Below are 18,114 nucleotides of genomic sequence, written 5' to 3'. Positions count from 1 at the left end.
GCAAACTACTTCATTACTCTTAAATAAAAATTTAAACTCTTTTTTAACAAGCAATTTATAAAATAACACTTATATTTTCATCTAAGGCAAATAATGAAAAAATGGATTTTTATTGTTTTTTGTTTCATATTAGGTTTTATTATTCATATATTTTATATAGGATACACTAACGAACTTTTATTTAATAAATTTATTAAAAATAGCAATCCTGATTATACAATTACAGATATTTACTTCAAAAAAGGTTTTTTAACCTCTAAAGGAAGTTTTACTTTAAATCACTCTCATACACAGCTTTCAACCAAAATCAACCTTAAATTTAATAATTATTTTTTCTTAAATAAAATTATAAAAGGAAATTTTACAAATCCTTTTGATTTTTTAGATGAAGTGTTAAAAAACAATAAATTAGGAACTTTTACTCTCAAATTACACGATAATAACTCTAAAATATTTCTAAATATTAAAGATATAAATTTAAGCAATGAAGGCGGAGATACCATCATAAACGGCGGATATATTGAAGTTTTAATGAATAAAAATTTAGAAATTAAAAACATGAAAATACATTTTGATATGATTAATTTTTCTCAATTTTATACTAAATTTGTATTACAAAATTTAAATTACGAACAATTTTTTAACAATCCTGTACAATTTTATGAGTTAAATTTATTTAGCGATAGCCAACAAGAGATCAACTTTGATTATCTTGTGCTAGATAACAATAAAATCAATTCTTTTTACAGCAAAAACCAAGTAAATTTTAATGAAGAAAATTCAGCAGTAAACTTAAACATACAAGGAAAATCCAATGAAATTGATCTTAAATCTTTATTGGGTCAGAATTTGAATTTTGACAAAACAAAATTTAATATAACCATAAACAAATTTTTTAATTCAAATTTCAATATCTCTCATTTTATTCAAAAAAATCTTGATCTAAAAATACAAAATTTAATCCTTGAAAAAAATAAACAAAATATCAGTTTACAAGGCAATTTAAATATTAACAACTCTTATCAAGCAAAATTACAAGTTATCAGTTCAGACGAGCCTGATGAAATTTTTCCTTGGACAAAGGATTATGGAGGTTTAAATCAATATTTTTTAAAAGAAAATAATAACTTTTTTCTAAATTTATCTTATGATAGCTTGGCCAATCCTCAACTAAAAATTAATGGTAGTGAATTTTCAAATATGGATTTAAATTAATGAGCCTAGCTTTGACCTTTCGCCCTGAAAATTTTGATGATATTTTAGGACAATATGAGCTTATAGAAATTTTCAAAAAATTTACTGCTTTACAAAAACTTCCTCATAGTATTTTTTTTGGAACAGCAGGTTCTGGAAAAACAACTTTTGCTAGAGTTGTAGCAAAAGAATTTGGCTTAGATTTTTATGAATTTGATGGAGGAAATTTTAAACTCGAAGAACTAAGAAAAATTTTAGATAATTATAAAAATAGTCTTTATAAGCCTTTAATTTTTATTGATGAAATTCACCGCCTTAGCAAAACCCAACAAGAAATGCTTTTAATTCCTATGGAAAATTACCGTTTAATTTTAATTGGTGCAAGCACTGAAAATCCCTATTTTGTTTTAAGTTCTGGTATAAGAAGTCGTTCCATGCTTTTTGAATTTAAATCTTTAGGGGCAAAGGAACTTGAAACTTTACTCTTACGCGTACAGGAAAAAATGAAATTTAGTATTGATAAAGAAGCTAAAGATTTTCTACTTAAAAGTGCTGATGCAAGAGCTATGCTAAATTTGCTTGAATTTGTCTTGGTTTTAGATGAAAAACATATCAGTCTTGAAAATCTTAAAAAACTTCGCAACACCATAAATAGTGAAGGTGTTAGCTCAAAAGATACACATTATATTTTAGCAAGTGCAATGATAAAAAGTTTACGCGGAAGTGACGTTGATGCAGCTATTTATTATCTTGCAAGACTTATTGATGCAGGAGAAAGTGCGGATTTTATCGCTAGGCGTTTGGTGATTTTTTCAAGTGAAGATGTCGGAAATGCCGATCCAAATGCTTTAAATTTAGCAGTTTCGACTCTAGATGCTGTTAAAAATATAGGTTATCCTGAAGCAAGAATTATCCTAGCCCAATGCGTAGTTTATTTAGCAAGCACAATCAAATCCAATGCAAGCTACAAAGCTATCAATGAAGCTTTAAACTATGTAAAAAATAATGAAGCTTTAGAAATACCTAATTATCTTAACAACAATCATCAAGAAAAACAAAACTATCTTTATCCACATGATTTTGGTGGCTGGGTAGAGCAAAAATATCTTAGTAAAAATTTAAAATTTTATCATAGCAAGGGCTTAGGAGAAGAAGCAAAATTGTTAGATAATTTATATAAATTAAAAAACCATAAAGCTTAATTTTATTATTTAAAATTTACAAAATAAATGCTAAAATCAATATTTTATTTTCAAGGAAAAAGATGATTAAAATAGGAATTTATGGCGCTAAAGGACGAATGGGAAAACAGATTGAAGAATGTTTAAAAAGCGAAACACAAGCACGAATTTCGATACTTTATGATAAGGGTGGAAATTTAGGAGAGCTTTTTGAAAAAAGCGATGTGATTATTGATTTTTCTTCCCCAAGTGGAACTCATGAGCTTTTAAATTATGCAAGAACTATGCCTAAACCTTTGGTAATAGGTACAACAGGGCTTGATGAGAAAATTTTACATTTGATGCAAAGTGCTAGTGAAGTGATGCCGATTTTTTATGCGACCAATATGTCTTTAGGTGTTGCGGTTTTAAACTATCTTGCTAGTAAAGCCAGTCAAATGCTAAGAAATTTTGATATAGAAATTTTAGAAATGCATCATCGCCATAAAAAAGATGCCCCAAGTGGTACAGCTATGACTTTAGCTCAAAGTGTAGCAAAAGCTAGAAATTTAGAACTTGAAAAAGTAAGAGTAAGTGGAAGAGATGGCATTATAGGTGAAAGAAGTAAAGATGAGATTGCCGTGATGAGTTTAAGGGGTGGCGATATAGTAGGACGCCATACGGTAGGTTTTTACGAAGATGGTGAGTTTTTAGAACTTAATCATACCGCTACTTCAAGGGCGACTTTTGCTAAAGGTGCGATTAAAATCGCTATTTGGCTTAGCAAGCAAGAAGCAAAAATGTATTCAATCAATGATTTTTTAGGAATTTAAAATGTGTGCAGTTGTAGGAGTTATCAATTCAAAAAATGCTAGCACTTATGCGTATTATGCGCTTTTTGCTATGCAACACCGTGGGCAAGAAGCAAGTGGCATTAGTGTGAGTAATGGTAAAAATATTAAGACTATTAAAGCTAAAGGTGAAGTGAGTCAAATTTTTAATCCTGATAATCTAAAAACTTTAGAAGGTGAAATCGCTATAGGGCATAATCGCTATTCTACAGCAGGAAATTCAAGTTTAAATGACGCTCAGCCCATAGCAGCTACTTCGGTTTTAGGTGATATTGCTTTAGCGCATAATGGAAATTTAGTCAATAAAGAAGAGGTAAGATCAAGACTTATTCAAGATGGGGCTATTTTTCAAACCAATATGGATACAGAAAATGTTGTCCATCTTATCGCAAGAAGTAAGCAAGAAAGTCTAAAAGATAGATTTATTGAGAGTTTAAAAGAATGTATAGGAGCTTATTGTTTTGTTTTAGCAAGCAAAGATAAACTTTATGTTGTAAGAGATCCTCATGGGGTGCGTCCTTTGTCTTTAGGGCGTTTAAAAGATGGAGGCTATATAGTTGCTAGTGAAACTTGTGCTTTTGATCTTATAGAGGCTGAATTTATTCGTGATGTTAAACCAGGGGAAATGCTTATTTTTACTCAGGGAAATGATAAATTTGAAAGCATAGAACTTTTTTCTCAAACTCCTAGAATTTGCGCTTTTGAATACATTTATTTTGCTAGACCTGATAGTATAGTAGAAGGCAAAAGCGTGTATGAAGTGCGTAAAAAAATGGGCGAAGCTTTAGCTAAAAAATTTGCTTATAAAGCAGACTTTGTCGTGCCTGTGCCAGATAGTGGAGTAAGTGCAGCTATAGGTTTTGCGCAATATTTACAAATCCCTCTTGAAATGGCAATAGTAAGAAATCATTATGTAGGAAGAACTTTTATAGAACCAACTCAAGAGCTTAGAAATTTAAAAGTAAAATTAAAACTTAATCCTATGCGTAAAGTTTTAGAAGGCAAAGAAATCGTAGTCATTGATGATAGCTTGGTGCGTGGCACTACTTCTAAAAAAATAATTTCTTTGCTTCGTGCTGCAGGAGCGAGCAAAATCCATCTTGCCATAGCTTGTCCTGAGATCAAATTTCCTGATACTTATGGCATAGATACTCCAACTTTTGAAGAACTTATCAGTGCAAATAAAAATGCTGAAGAAGTGCGTGAATATGTAGAAGCTGATACGCTAAGTTTTTTAAGCATAGAAGAGCTAACTCAAAGCATAGGCGATGAAAGGAAATATTCTTTAATCAGTTTTGATGGAGATTATTTTATTAAATAATTTTATTTTAAATTAGGATTAGGCAAAGTTGCACTTGCACTTCCTACATTTATATTTTGAGTTGGTGGCAAAGGAGTATTTGGTGTATCAATTTGACTTAAAAGCTCTAAAGTTTGATTAAATTCGAAGCTTTCTTCAGGATTTTGTCCTAAGAATTTTTGCATAAATTCTTTTTTAGAAATAGCTTCATCAAGTTCTTTATCACTTCCTTTCTGATAAGCACCGATGCGAAGCAATACTTCATTTTCTTTTAAAAGCGAGTTTAAACGCTTAAATTTTCTTGCCCAAAGTTTATGTTCAGGACTTATAATGTCACTCATCACCCTTGAAGCAGAGTTTTGTATATTAATAGGAGGATAAATTCCAAAGTCTGTTAATTCACGGCTTAAAACAATGTGTCCATCTAAGATAGAACGACTTTGATCGGCGATTGGATCGCTCATATCATCACCATCCACTAAAACGGTAAAAAAGGCTGTTATAGTGCCTTTACCTTCTTCTTTACCGGTTCTTTCCATGAGTTGAGGCAAAAGACTTAAAACACTTGGTGGATAACCTTTGGTTGTAGGAGGCTCTCCAAGAGCTAGTCCAATTTCTCTTTGTGCCATAGCAAAACGCGTTACACTATCCATGATAAAAAGTACATCTTTGCCCTGTTCTTTAAAGTATTCTGCCACACTCATTGCGCAAAAAGCACCGTATTTACGCATCAAAGCACTATCATCACTTGTAGCAACAATAATCACTGTATCATCGAGCTTTCCGCATAAATTTTTTTGTATAAATTCAGGAATTTCACGCCCCCTTTCTCCTATGAGTGCCACTACTTTTATAGGAGCTTTGGAATTTTTAACTATCATTCCCATAAGAGTGGATTTTCCTACCCCACTTCCTGCAAAAATACCAAGTTTTTGTCCTACACCACAAGTTAAAAGCGCGTCTATGGTTTTAACACCCACGGGAAAAACTTCTTCTATAAGCCCTCTTTTCATTGCATCAATAGGTGCACGCATTATAGGCATATATTTGGTTGCTTCTATAGCTCCTTTACCATCTTTTGGACGCATAAAAGGATCTACTACCCTGCCTAAAAGTTCATCGCTAACGCCTATTTGCATACCTGCATCACTTATAAAAGCACGATCGCCTATTTTAAAACCTTCTATAAAAGAAAATGGGCTTAAATAGCTAAATTGTTCTTTGATTTCTACAACCATAGCTAGAGTGTTTAAATTTTCATTTTCATTAGAAACTAACTTCACTATATCTCCAACCCCTGTTTTAAGCCCACGAATTTCTATACTTGTAGCAGAAATTTTTGTAATCTCTCCAAAAATAGCACTTAAATTTTCTTTGCCAAGTTTGGAGCGTAGTTTTTCAAGATTCATTAAAATCTTACCTGTTTAGCAGAGTTTATGAGAGAAAAAAATTCCTCTCTGGTTTTTTCATTTTTTAAGAAAATTCCACGTAAAGCTGAAGTTGTAGTGGTGGAATTAGCTTTTTGCACTCCACGCATTTCAACACACATATGTCTTGCTTCTATGACTACACCCACACCTTTTGCATCGACATTTTCCATTAAAGCTTGTGCGATTTGTTCAGTAAGTTGTTCTTGAATTTGAAGTCTTCTTGCAAACACTTCTACAAGGCGTGGAATTTTGCTTAAACCTACTACTTTTTTATTAGGGATATAGGCTACATGAGCACGCCCAAAAAAAGGCAAAAGATGATGTTCGCAAAGACTGTAAAATTCTATATCACGCACTAAAACCATTTCATTATTAGAACTTTCAAATAAAGCGTCATTTAAAATTTCTTTGACATTTTGCGTATAACCACTAGTAAGAAATTCATAAGCTTTAAAAACACGATTTGGCGTTTTAATAAGCCCTTCACGATTTGGATTTTCTCCTATAATTTCAAGTATGGTTTTAACACAATCTTCAAATTTTTTTTGCAAATTTTTCTCCAAAAATATTTTTATATTTTAATAATGCAATTTTATCATAAATTACTTTAAAATTTTATGCAAGTAATAAGGAAAAATTTGCTATGATTGAAAGCAAATTTTATTTTATAAGGAAAAAACTATGGAAGTAAAGGCAAAGCAACTAGATTCTGTTAATGCGACTGCTAGTGTAAAAATTCCTTCAGGAATGATCAAAAGTGAAGTAGAAAATTTAGCAAAAAAAGCTTCTAAAAGTGTAAAAATGGATGGGTTTAGACCAGGAAAAGTTCCTGTAAGTGCCGTACTTAAAAGATATGAAAGAGAGCTCACTCAAGATGCAGAACAAAATCTTTTTAAATCCGCTGTAAATAGCGCTTTACAAGAACTTAAAAAAGAAAATAAAGAGCTTGTAGGTGAGCCATATTTTGAAAAATTTGATCGTAAAGATGGAGAAATTATTGCTGAATTAATACTTTCTTTTAAACCTGAAATCAAACTTGAGGGTTATGAAAAACTCATCCCTGAATATCAAACTCCAAAAGTAAGTAAAAAAGAAATTGATGAGAAAAAAGATGAACTTTTAAAGCGTTTTGCTACTCCTGAAGCTATAAAAACAAAAAGAGCTTTAAAAGAAGGTGATTTTGCAAAATTTGATTTTGAAGGTTTTGTAGATGATAAAGCTTTTGAAGGTGGTAAAGCTGAAAATTATGTTTTAGAAATTGGTTCTAAGCAATTTATTCCAGGTTTTGAAGATGGTATGGTGGGAATGAAAATAGGTGAAGAAAAAGATATCAAAGTAACTTTCCCTAAAGAATACGGCGCAGCGCATTTAGCGGGTAAAGATGCAGTATTTAAAGTAAAACTACATGAAATTCAAGAGCTTAAAATTCCAGAACTTGATGATGAAATGCTTAAAAAACTTTTACCAGGAGAAGAAAAAGCTAGTGTTGAAGTTTTAGATGAAAAATTAAAAGAGCAAATCAAAAATGAAAAACTTTTCAAACTTGTAAATGATGAATTAAAAGGCAAATTTGCAGATGCTTTGATTGAAAAATATAATTTTGATTTACCTAAAGGCATAGTAGAACAAGAAACTGATATGCAGATGCGTGCGGCTTTTAATACTTTTAGCGAAAAAGAAATTGAAGAGCTTAAAGCAAGTAAAGAAAAATATCAAGAAAAACGTGATTCTTTTAAAGAAGAAGCACAAAAAAGTGTAAAACTTACTTTTATCATTGATGAACTTGCAAAATTGCGTAAGATTGAAGTAAATGATCAAGAATTGATTCAAGCGATTTATTTTGAAGCATATCGCTATGGTATGAATCCAAAAGAGCATTTAGAAAACTATAAAAAACAAGGAGCTTTGCCTGCTGTGAAAATGGCTTTAATTGAAGAAAAACTTTTTAATGATATTTTTATACCAAAAACAGAAAAATCAGAAAAAGTGAGCAAAAAAGAGAAAGAAGATAAATAATGTTTATTCCTTATGTTATTGAAAAATCTAGTCGTGGTGAAAGAAGTTATGACATTTATTCACGCCTTTTAAAAGATAGAATTATTATGCTAAGTGGTGAAATTCATGATGAACTTGCCGCTTCTATCGTAGCACAACTTCTTTTTTTAGAAGCTGAAGATCCTACAAAAGATATTTATCTTTATATCAATTCTCCAGGTGGTGTAATTACAAGTGGTTTTAGTATTTATGATACTATGAACTATATCAAACCTGATGTTTGTACGATTTGTATAGGACAAGCTGCTTCTATGGGAGCATTTTTGCTTAGTTGTGGCGCAGAAGGAAAACGTTTTGCTTTGCCTAATTCACGTATTATGATTCATCAACCTTTAGGTGGAGCTAGAGGTCAAGCCACAGATATTGAAATTCAAGCCAAAGAAATTTTAAGACTCAAAACTATACTTAATGATATTTTGGCAAAAAATACTAAGCAAAAAGTTGCAAAAATAGCAAAAGATACAGAAAGAGATTTTTTCATGTCAGCACAAGAAGCTAAAGAATATGGGCTGATTGATAAGGTTTTGGAAAAAAGTTTTAAATGATTTCTTTGGAGATCATTTAAAACAAAGGTTTTTTAATGGTTAGAAAAATTATCACCTATCCCAATCCTAGACTTTTTTTAAACTCTGAAATTGTAAATAAATTTGATACAGAACTTCACACCTTGCTTGATGATATGTATGAAACTATGATAGCAAGTAATGGAGTAGGTTTAGCAGCTATTCAAGTGGATATTCCTTTGCGTGTTTTACTTGTAAATATTTTTGATGAAAACGATGAACAAAAAAAAGAAGATTTGCTAGAGATTATCAATCCTGAAATTATTCCTTTAGATGAAGAAATGATTACTTGCACAGAAGGGTGTTTGAGTGTGCCAGATTTTTTTGAAGAAGTGAAACGCTATAATCATATCTTGCTTAAATATCAAGATCGCTTTGGAGAATTTAAAGAACTTGAAGCAAAAGGTTTTTTAGCTGTGGCTATTCAACACGAAAATGATCATTTAAATGGACATTTATTTATAGAAAAAATTTCCTTTGCTAAGCGTCAAAAATTCGATAAAGAATTTAAGAAAAAGAAGAAAAATCATAAAAAAGAGAAATGAAAAAACTAAAGTGCATAAGCTTTCATGAAGGCTTAGACATTATAGAGGTAGAATCCACTTTTACAAGAGGTTTGCCAAATTTAAGCATAGTAGGGCTTGCAAGTACAGCGATTAAGGAAAGTGTCGAACGCATCAAAGCCACACTTTTAAGTTGTGATTTTGCTTTTCCTGCTAAAAAAATCACTATCAATCTTAGTCCTTCAGGCATCCCAAAAAAGGGATCGCATTTTGATTTGGCTATCGCTTTATTAATCCTTTTGCAAAATGAAGAATTAGATGACTTTTTTGTAGTAGGAGAATTAGGACTTGATGGAAGTATTAAAAGCACAAATGAGCTTTTTTCTTTGCTTTTGTTTCTCTCTGCTAAAATTAAAAAAGCTAAGATCGTTGTTCCAAAAAGTATAGCACAAAAAGCTTCCATGATACCAAATTTAGAGGTTTATGGACTTGAAAATTTAAATGAAGCAATAGAGTTTTTTAAAGAAAAAAATTATGAAAATTTTCGCTTTTCTCACAATCATCCTTTATTTGCAAACCCTTTACAAATAGAAAATGAAATTTTTTTACAAAATATGGATTTTAAACTTGATTTTAAAGATATCAAAGGGCAGGAAAAAGCCAAAAGAGCTTGTATGATAGCTGCTTTAGGTATGCATAATATCTTATTTGAAGGAAGTCCAGGAAGTGGTAAAAGCATGTGTGCTAAACGCCTTGTTTATATCATGCCCCCTCAAAGTTTAAGTGAAATTTTAATGCAAAATGCTTATATGTCTTTAGATTCAAAAGATTGTGAATTTACTAAAATTCGTGCTTTTCGTCATCCTCATCATACTTCTACAAGAGCAAGTATTTTTGGCGGAGGAACAAAAAATGCCAGAATTGGAGAAGTAGCACTTGCAAATGGTGGAGTATTGTTTTTTGATGAATTTCCACATTTTAACAAGCAAATCATAGAGAGTTTAAGAGAACCTTTAGAGGATCATAAAATTCATATTTCAAGAGTAAATTCTAAAATCACTTATGAAACAAAATTTAGCTTTATAGCTGCCCAAAATCCTTGTCCTTGTGGAAATTTATTCTCCAAAAATCTTTCTTGTGTTTGTAGTGAAAATGAGATTAAAAAATACAAAAATCACATTTCAGCTCCTATTATGGATAGGATTGATCTTTATGTAGCTATGGATGAGATCAGCAAGGATGATAAAACGAGTATAAGTTCTAAAGAAATGAGTGAAAAAATTTTACAAGCTTTTATTTTTAGTAAAAAACGGGGGCAAAAAGAATTTAATGGGAAATTAAAAGATGAAGATTTAAGTCGTTTTTGTGTATTGGAAAAAGATGCCAAAGATACGCTAGATTTAGCAATTTCACGTTATAATCTTTCTTTGCGATCGCTTAATAAAATTTTAAAAGTTTCAAGAAGTATAGCGGATTTAGAACAAAGTCTTAATATTAGCAAAACCCATATTTTAGAAGCTTTAAGCTTTAGAGCAAGGAATTAAAATGGAAAATAAAAGTATAGCTATCTTTATAGATGCAGAAAATATCCCTGCAAAATACGCTAAAAGTATTTTTGATATCGCTTCAGATTACGGAGAGGTTATCATTAAACGCATTTATGGGGATTGGACTCAAAAAAATATACAAGGTTGGAGAGAGCAAATTGCTGAATATTCTTTAATCGCTATGCAACAATTTAATTTTGCAGCCAACAAAAACTCAAGCGATATGTATTTAATCACTGAAATTATGTCCATATTTTATGAAAAAAATATAGATATTTTTGTTATTGTTTCAAGCGATAGTGATTATACTTCACTCATTCAAAAATTAAGAGAAAATAAAAAACAAGTTATAGGAATGGGGCTTGAAAAGTCTATAAAATCTTATGTAAATGCCTTTAGTGAATTTTTTTATTTAGATAAAGATGAGAGTAAAAAAGAAGATATTTTAAGTAAGGATTATTTAAGAGCTTTAATCAATATCACCGAACAACTTATCGATGAAAAAGGGCGTGCCGAATACGCACAAATCCGTACTAATATGAACCGCAAATACTCGGATTTTCATCCGCAAAATTATGGTTTTAAGAATTTTCGTGCTTTGATCCAGAAATTTTTACCCAAAATGAAAAAATTTGAAGAAGAAAGAGAAAAAAATATATATTTTTTGGTGAAAAAAGATTATGAAAGCTATTATTGATAATATAAAAATTTTAGAACAAAATGCTATAAATAAAGGCTTAGATGAGCTTATTTTAATGGAAAATGCGGGATTAAATTTAGCCAAGCTAATTAAAAAAGAAGCTAAAAAAATTCGCATTCAACGCAAGATTAGAAAAGTAAAAATACTTTTTTTATTAGGCGGGGGTAACAACGCTTCAGATGGCTTGGTGGCTTTAAGAAATTTAAAACACGCTAAAGCTTATAAAATAGGCTTTAAAGAAAATACGCTTTTTAAAAAACAAGAGCAAATTTTACAAAATTATGCTTTTAAATTTTGTAAAAAAGAACCCAATTTTAAAAAATTTCATATTATCATTGATTGTATTTTAGGTACAGGTTCAAATCGTTGTTTAGATGAAAAAACAAGTTTAATTATTCAAAAAGTTAATCAAAGTAAGGCTTTAAAAATAGCTTGTGATATACCTACAAATTTGGGATTTTATCCTTGTTTTAAAGCTGATATTACATTTTGTATGGGAGCTTTAAAGGAAATTTTACTTGAAGATTTTGCTAAGGAATTTGTAGGAAGGATTAAAATAGCCAATTTAGGCATTAGATCTAAGAAATTTTACCCTAATTCTCAAGCTTTTTTGCTTGAAAAAAAAGATTTAAAAACTATAGATAGAAAAATCAACGCCAATAAAGGAAATTTTGGCCATATTTATATAGTTGCCAATGCAAGTGCTGGAACTTTAGCAGGACTTGGAGCCTTAAATTTTGGAGCAGGTCTTGTTTCTTTAGTAGCACAAAAAAGTTTCTCGCCTCTTTTGATGTTAAAAGAAAAAATTGAAAATAATGCAAGTGCTATTGCTTTAGGTATGGGGCTTGAAAATTTGGATTTTCTAAAAGATGAAATTTTGCAAAACACTCCTTTGATCTTGGATGCAAACTGCTTTTTAAGTGAAGCTTTGCTTTGGTATTTAAACAGAAAAGATGTTGTTATAACCCCTCATCCAAAAGAATTTATAAAACTTTATAAAATGTGCTTTGATGAGAATTTAGATATAGAAACATTGCAAAAAAATCGCTTTTTCTATGCTAGAAAATTTTCACAAAATTATGATTGTGTTCTTGTTTTAAAAGGAGCAAATCCTATTATTGTGCAAAAAGAAAAATTATTTGTTGTAAATTTAGGAAATCAAGCCTTAGCTAAAGGTGGGAGTGGAGATGTTTTAAGTGGAATGATTGCTGCACATTTAGGTTTTGGTTTTAGCGCTTTAGAAGCAGCAAAAAATGCTACTTTAGCTCATGGACTTGTTGCAAAAAAATATAAATTTAATAAAAATAGCTTTGACGCTTTAAAACTTATCAAAGGATTAAAATGCTTGTAAAATTAGCTGTACTTTTTAGTGGAAATGGAAGTAATTTAGAAAATATTTTAGAAAAACTTCATAAAAAAACCATAGGGGAAAATACCTATGAAGTAGTACTTTGCATTTGTAATAAAAAAGATGCTTTTGGTGTACAAAGAGCAAAAAAATTTGGTCTTGATACTGTCATTGTTGATCATAAGGCTTATAATACTCGTGAAGAATTTGATACGATTTTGGTACAAAAAATCAAAGAAAGTGGAGCAAATCTTACTGTATTAGCAGGTTTTATGAGAATTTTAAGTCCTGTTTTTACAAAAAATATTAAGGCAATTAACCTTCATCCTTCTTTATTACCCCTTTTTAAAGGAGCACATGCGATTAAAGAAAGTTATGAAAGTGATATGAAAGTAGCTGGTGTGAGTGTGCATTGGGTCAGTGAAGAACTTGATGGTGGAATGATTATAGCTCAAAAAGCTTTTGAAAAAAGAAATTTGAGTTTTGAAGAATTTGAAGAAAAAATTCATAGTCTAGAACATGAAATTTTACCCTTAAGTGTGATTGAAATTTTTTCTTAAAGAATTAAAGGTATTTGCTTTAAAACTATAAAATATCGCTTTAAAAAATTTTAAAATTTTCAAGGAAATTTATGTTTGAATGGATATTTAGTATTGATGCTTGGATTACTTTAGCTACTTTAAGTGCTCTTGAAATTGTACTAGGGATAGATAATATCATTTTTTTAGCTATTTTAGTAAGCAAACTACCCCCTGAACATCGTGATAAAGGACGTATCTTAGGTTTAGCTTTTGCAATGATTACAAGAATTTTACTTCTTTTATCTCTTTTTTGGGTAATGAAACTTGTAACACCTTTGTTTAGTGTATTGGGCAATGAAATTTCAGGAAGAGATCTAGTTCTTTTACTAGGTGGGCTTTTCTTGATTGTAAAGTCTATTAAAGAAATTAAAGAGCAAATTTCTCATCAAGAAGAAAGTCAAAGTCATTTTAAAGTAAGCAATAAACTTTGGATAGTTGTAGCTGAAATTGCTGTGATTGACATAGTGTTTTCGCTTGATAGTGTTATTACCGCAGTAGGAATTGCTCAAGATGTAACCATCATGATTATCGCTGTTATTATCGCAGTAGCTGTGATGCTTTTTGCTTCTAAACCTATAGCAGATTTTGTTGAAAAATATCCAAGCATTAAAATTTTAGCCTTAGCTTTTTTGGTGCTAATAGGCGTAGTTTTAGTTGCTGAAAGTTTTGATATTCATATTGATAAGGCATATATTTATACCGCTATGGCTTTTGCTTTAGTGGTGCAAATTTTAAATATTTTAGATCAAAGAAAGGAAAAAAATGGCTAAAGACGCTAATGGAATAGAACTTAACACAGGTGATAGCGTGAGTGTAATAAAAGATCTTAAGGTTAAAGGTGCAAGTACAACTTTAAAACGTGGAACTACTATAAAAAATATTAAGCTCACTTCTAAAGAAGGTGAAATTGAGGCTAGAGTAGATAAATTTGGCGTTATTGTTTTAAAAACTGAATTTTTAAAGAAAATCTAGGCAAAGAATGTGCGAATCTTACTTGTTTTAAGAGGGAATTATTACGCAGGACAAGAAGAATTTATCAAAAATAATAAACTTCAAAATTATACACTTGATTTAAATGCTTTGCGTCTTTTATCAGGAAGCGTTAAAAATATAGTCAGTGAATATAAAATTTTAAATGTTAAAAATGATGAAGATTTGAGTAAAATTTTACTCAAACTTCTAGAAATGCGTATGCAAAAAGGTGAGTTTAGCATCATAAACGCTTACAACGAAACATTAAAAATTTATAAAGACTTAGCTAAACAATATCGCTATAAAATATATGTTATTGTTTTTGATAGCTCTTTAAAACAATGTCAAGAAAAAAATCTTTTAGAAGCTAAAAAAAATGGATATATCATTCCTTATGCTCTTTTGGAAAAAACTCAAGATTTGCTCAAAAAAAATCCAAAAAAATACCCAATTTTAGACTCAAGAGACTGGAAAAAATGTCTTTACCAAATGCCAAATTTAAGCAAATACAAAAAAATTCATCATATAGGAGATTTACAAGGTTGCTATAGTGTTTTAAAAGAATACATTAAAACAATCAAAGAAGATGAATTTTATATATTTTTGGGAGATTATATCAACAGAGGTATAGAAAATGGCAAAGTAATAAAATTTCTTTTAAAAATTTGCGAAAAAGAAAACGTATGCTTATTAGAAGGAAATCACGAAAGACATCTTATAAAATGGGCTAATGGAGAATTGTCAAATTCCAAAGAATTTAATGAAAATACTTTAAAGGATTTTAGAAAAGAAAAACTTACTCCAAGAGATGCTAGAAAACTCTATCCTCATCTAAAAGAATGTTTATACTACAAATTCCAAAATAAATTCATATTTTGTTCACATGGAGGAGTAAATTTTATACCCTCCAAACCTGAAAAAATAAGTTTTATACCAAGCCATGACTTTATTTATGGTGTAGGTGGATATGAAGACAGTCAAAAAGTAGCAAATCAATTTTGTAATTTCACCTCGGACAATCTTTATCAAATCTTTGGACACAGAAATAAAGAAAAACTTCCTATGAAAATAGCCAAAAGAGTATTTTTATGCGAGGGTAAAATAGATGATGGTGGATATTTACGCGTAGTTACACTAGATGAAAAAGGTTTTGAGTGTATAGAAATTAAAAACCAAATTTACAAAAAGAAATAAGCCTAAAGAGGCTTATTCTTCATCTTTATTTGTTTTTTTAACCACCTTAACACGCTCTATAGAATTCCCATCCATTTTTTTAACTTCATAGTAACAAAGTTCATCTTCAATGCGATCTCCTACCATAGGCAAGCGTCCTAAAAGATTAAATACATAACCACCTATAGTAACTTGTTCTAAATCCTCATCATAGTTTATTACAAGCATTTCTTCAACAGTTTCTATATCGCATCGTCCTTGAAATTCATAGATATTTTCAGCAAGTTTTTTATAGCTGTCTTCTTCATGCTCGCTTTTAATTTCGCCAATAATTTCTTCCATGATATCTTCCATGGTTAAAATTCCAGCAGTTCCACCATACTCATCAACTACTAATGCAGTATGAGAGCGTTCTTTATTCATCATTACAAGTACTTTTGAAATGCTGATATTTTCAGGAATCAAAATCAAAGGTTTAACAAAAGTATCTAAATTTTGACTTTTATGGTTTAATTCATTTTGTATTATATCTCGTATGTGTATCATACCTAAAATAGTATCTTTAGAGCCATCAATATAAGGAAAGCGAGTATGTTTATGCTCACAAATGATTTGCATATTTTCTTCGTAACTTTTTTGTTTATTTAGACAAATCATATCTTTTCTAGGAGTCATAATCTCTTTAGCAACAGTATCTGAAAAATCAACAGCATTGCGTATGATCTCTGTTTCAAATTCATCTAAAACTCCACCTTTTTGACTCTCACTTGCTATGATTTTAATTTCTTCTTCGCTATGAGTTAGCTCGCTTTCTTTAGCAGGTTTTATTCCAAAAAGTTTCAAACTTATAGCTGCTAAAAAATCGAAAATTTTAATACAAGGCAAAAAGAGCATCCAAAACCAATGAAGCGGTCTAGCTATAAATAAAACCGCTTTATCTGCAACTGCAATAGCTATACTTTTTGGCACAAGTTCTCCTAAAACCACATGTAAAAGAGTAATAATGCTAAAAGCAATAATGAAAGCCATAGTATGGATAATAACAGTGCTAAAACCAAGATTAATAAGCGGAATTTCTAGCATTTTTGCAATAGCAGGCTCACCTATCCAACCAAGAGCTAGAGAACTTAAAGTGATTCCTAATTGACAAGCACTAAGATAAGTATCAAGTCTTGAAGTAACCTCCAAAGCTTTCTTGGCACCAGCTTTTTTTTCTTTTACCATCTCTTCAAGCTTGGAACGACGTACTTTAACAATACTAAATTCAGACAAAACAAAAAAACCATTTAAAAACACTAGAGCAAGTGCAACAACAACCATAAGTATAGAATATCCTGCATCAAAAGATGCTGTAGAAGTTTGGTTTAAATCCAAAACCTGACTGGGGTCCAATGAAGCTCCTTAAGAAATAAAATATTATTAAACCTTATTATACACAATTAAAAGTAAATTTAATATTTGAATTTTTTCTTGTATTTTATAAGAAAAAACTAAGACTTATAAGAAATATTTTTCTCAAATTCTTTTAAACGCTTATATATACTTCTAAGTTGAGTGATAGTTGTCCAGTTTGTGATAAAAATACTAAAAGAGCTTCGCACTTGATCAAATGCATTATTAATCTGCATTACAATACCAAGTCCTATAGCTCCAGCAAAAAGCCCTGGTGCCATGATTAAAAATGGCACTATAACTATCATTTGCTCAAATAAAATGAGCCAAATATTAAAATATCCATAATGTAAAAAAAGTCTTTTATAGTTAAATTTAAGCCCTGTAAAAAGCTCTATCATAGTCTCATTTTTAGCGTATTCTTTGCGATTATCCTCAGCATAAACAAGCTCTTTTCTAAAAGCTGCTTCAGCTTTTTGATTGTTATATTCAAGTCCAGGAAGCTTAATACCTACAAACCATGACACAACCAAGCCTCCTAAAGAAATCAAAAGTGCAATATAAACAAGCAAACCATCAATGTTTTTTAAAAAATAAAAAAAAGAATTTTCGCTTAAATTTGCAAATAAAGCTTTACTCACAACATCACTTAAACTCCATAAAATCGGAATAAATGCTACAAGGGTCATCAAAGCTTTTATAAAACTAAGTCCTAAACTCTCTACGATTTTAGAAAAATTATAAGTATCTTCTTGAATTCTTTGCGAACTTCCTTCTATATTATCATCTTTATTTTTCCAAAATTTTAAATAAGAAAAAGTCATAGCCTCACGCCACTTAAAAGCATAGACGCTAGCAAAATAGATATTAATTGTAGCGATTAAAACATAAGGAATAGCAATAGCCAAAAAAACTAAAATCAAAGCATAAAAATCACTTGCTGAATAATTTGGCTTTTCAATCATAGCCCTAGAGTTGAAAAAATATTCTAATAAATTTTGATAATAATACAATGCGCCTTTATTGATAAAATTAGCTTTTTGGAAATTTTGCTCAGCTCTTTGATTAGCCTCTTGGATTAAAGTGGCATTATTTTCAAGATTTTCTTCTATTTTTTGCGTAGAATTAGAATCCAAAAGTTCTATTTTTGGCTTTTGTAAAACATTGTAAAAATCACTATACCATGAATTGATCGCAACATTTAAGCTTGTTTGTATATATAAGAAAAATAACAGTAAAAAAAGTCCCAAATAAGCCCATAAAGCCCATTTTTTACTTTTAAAAAACGAAGAGAACATAATCATCACCTTTAAAATAAAAATTCTAATAAACTTTTTTTAATGAA

At 30.2% G+C, this 18,114-nt stretch carries 18 protein-coding genes; 14 read left to right on the top strand and 4 right to left on the bottom strand.

Going from position 1 to position 18,114, the window contains the following annotated elements; translation table 11 throughout:
* The first annotated feature begins 93 nt into the window (after nucleotides 1–93).
* From FBE87_RS00995 to purF, 4 genes are all read left to right on the top strand, one after another.
* Nucleotides 94–1,215: a hypothetical protein gene (locus tag FBE87_RS00995; RefSeq protein ID WP_002851609.1), complete on the top strand. Its 1,122-nt coding sequence runs from the start codon at nucleotides 94–96 to the stop codon at nucleotides 1,213–1,215.
* Nucleotides 1,215–2,396: an AAA family ATPase gene (locus FBE87_RS00990; RefSeq protein WP_002868214.1), complete on the top strand. Its 1,182-nt coding sequence runs from the start codon at nucleotides 1,215–1,217 to the stop codon at nucleotides 2,394–2,396. Before FBE87_RS00995 ends, FBE87_RS00990 begins: the two co-directional genes overlap by 1 nt.
* A 62-nt stretch (nucleotides 2,397–2,458) precedes the next feature.
* Nucleotides 2,459–3,187, top strand: coding sequence for a 4-hydroxy-tetrahydrodipicolinate reductase (gene dapB, locus FBE87_RS00985; protein WP_002851754.1), 729 nt, complete (start codon nucleotides 2,459–2,461; stop codon nucleotides 3,185–3,187).
* 1 nt (nucleotide 3,188) lies between these two features.
* Entirely contained in the window at nucleotides 3,189–4,526 is a 1,338-nt protein-coding gene (gene purF / locus FBE87_RS00980; protein ID WP_002851896.1) for an amidophosphoribosyltransferase, read from the top strand.
* 2 nt (nucleotides 4,527–4,528) lie between these two features.
* Here the strand turns inward: purF and fliI are convergent, their stop codons facing one another.
* Nucleotides 4,529–5,914 (bottom strand): flagellar protein export ATPase FliI, encoded by a 1,386-nt coding sequence (gene fliI, locus FBE87_RS00975; protein WP_100626316.1) that lies wholly within the window; start codon nucleotides 5,912–5,914, stop codon nucleotides 4,529–4,531.
* Nucleotides 5,914–6,486, bottom strand: a complete 573-nt coding sequence (folE, locus tag FBE87_RS00970) for a GTP cyclohydrolase I FolE (protein WP_002825654.1) — start codon at nucleotides 6,484–6,486, stop codon at nucleotides 5,914–5,916. The genes fliI and folE overlap by 1 nt, the downstream gene beginning before the upstream one ends.
* 130 nt (nucleotides 6,487–6,616) lie before the next feature.
* On the opposite strand from folE, the gene tig reads away from it, so the two are divergent.
* The 10 genes from tig to FBE87_RS00920 all read left to right on the top strand — a co-directional run bounded on the left by tig (nucleotide 6,617) and on the right by FBE87_RS00920 (nucleotide 15,398).
* Entirely contained in the window at nucleotides 6,617–7,951 is a 1,335-nt protein-coding gene (gene tig, locus FBE87_RS00965) for a trigger factor (RefSeq protein WP_002851938.1), read from the top strand.
* Nucleotides 7,951–8,535: an ATP-dependent Clp endopeptidase proteolytic subunit ClpP gene (clpP, locus tag FBE87_RS00960; RefSeq protein WP_002806309.1), complete on the top strand. Its 585-nt coding sequence runs from the start codon at nucleotides 7,951–7,953 to the stop codon at nucleotides 8,533–8,535. The genes tig and clpP overlap by 1 nt, the downstream gene beginning before the upstream one ends.
* Before the next feature lie 35 nt (nucleotides 8,536–8,570).
* The gene (gene def / locus FBE87_RS00955; protein ID WP_002851936.1) at nucleotides 8,571–9,098 is read left to right on the top strand and encodes a peptide deformylase; all 528 of its coding nucleotides are present in this window, start codon (nucleotides 8,571–8,573) and stop codon (nucleotides 9,096–9,098) included.
* Nucleotides 9,095–10,600, top strand: a complete 1,506-nt coding sequence (locus FBE87_RS00950; protein ID WP_002851902.1) for a YifB family Mg chelatase-like AAA ATPase — start codon at nucleotides 9,095–9,097, stop codon at nucleotides 10,598–10,600. The genes def and FBE87_RS00950 overlap by 4 nt, the downstream gene beginning before the upstream one ends.
* 1 nt (nucleotide 10,601) lies before the next feature.
* The gene (locus FBE87_RS00945) at nucleotides 10,602–11,300 is read left to right on the top strand and encodes an NYN domain-containing protein (RefSeq protein ID WP_002826913.1); all 699 of its coding nucleotides are present in this window, start codon (nucleotides 10,602–10,604) and stop codon (nucleotides 11,298–11,300) included.
* The gene (locus FBE87_RS00940) at nucleotides 11,284–12,654 is read left to right on the top strand and encodes a bifunctional ADP-dependent NAD(P)H-hydrate dehydratase/NAD(P)H-hydrate epimerase (protein WP_002851837.1); all 1,371 of its coding nucleotides are present in this window, start codon (nucleotides 11,284–11,286) and stop codon (nucleotides 12,652–12,654) included. The genes FBE87_RS00945 and FBE87_RS00940 overlap by 17 nt, the downstream gene beginning before the upstream one ends.
* Nucleotides 12,645–13,211, top strand: a complete 567-nt coding sequence (purN, locus tag FBE87_RS00935) for a phosphoribosylglycinamide formyltransferase (protein WP_002851620.1) — start codon at nucleotides 12,645–12,647, stop codon at nucleotides 13,209–13,211. Before FBE87_RS00940 ends, purN begins: the two co-directional genes overlap by 10 nt.
* Before the next feature lie 71 nt (nucleotides 13,212–13,282).
* Nucleotides 13,283–14,002: a TerC family protein gene (locus tag FBE87_RS00930; protein WP_100626315.1), complete on the top strand. Its 720-nt coding sequence runs from the start codon at nucleotides 13,283–13,285 to the stop codon at nucleotides 14,000–14,002.
* Nucleotides 13,995–14,204 (top strand): alkylphosphonate utilization protein, encoded by a 210-nt coding sequence (locus tag FBE87_RS00925; protein ID WP_002851709.1) that lies wholly within the window; start codon nucleotides 13,995–13,997, stop codon nucleotides 14,202–14,204. The genes FBE87_RS00930 and FBE87_RS00925 overlap by 8 nt, the downstream gene beginning before the upstream one ends.
* Before the next feature lie 9 nt (nucleotides 14,205–14,213).
* Nucleotides 14,214–15,398 carry a metallophosphoesterase gene (locus tag FBE87_RS00920; RefSeq protein ID WP_002851935.1) on the top strand — a complete coding sequence of 395 codons (1,185 nt, stop codon included), beginning with the start codon at nucleotides 14,214–14,216 and terminating at the stop codon, nucleotides 15,396–15,398.
* 12 nt (nucleotides 15,399–15,410) lie between these two features.
* Here FBE87_RS00920 and FBE87_RS00915 read toward each other — a convergent pair whose 3' ends face one another.
* Entirely contained in the window at nucleotides 15,411–16,769 is a 1,359-nt protein-coding gene (locus FBE87_RS00915; RefSeq protein WP_168977208.1) for a hemolysin family protein, read from the bottom strand.
* Nucleotides 16,770–16,867: 98 nt separating this feature from the next.
* Nucleotides 16,868–18,073 carry a putative transporter gene (locus tag FBE87_RS00910; protein WP_010891843.1) on the bottom strand — a complete coding sequence of 402 codons (1,206 nt, stop codon included), beginning with the start codon at nucleotides 18,071–18,073 and terminating at the stop codon, nucleotides 16,868–16,870.
* Between the last annotated feature and the right edge of the window lie 41 nt (nucleotides 18,074–18,114).

It is taken from the genome of Campylobacter sp. CFSAN093246 (assembly GCF_012889415.1).
Classification (GTDB): domain Bacteria; phylum Campylobacterota; class Campylobacteria; order Campylobacterales; family Campylobacteraceae; genus Campylobacter_D; species Campylobacter_D jejuni.
The sequence above is the reverse complement of the archived record's forward strand: the minus strand, read 5'-3'. Positions and strand labels throughout refer to the sequence as shown.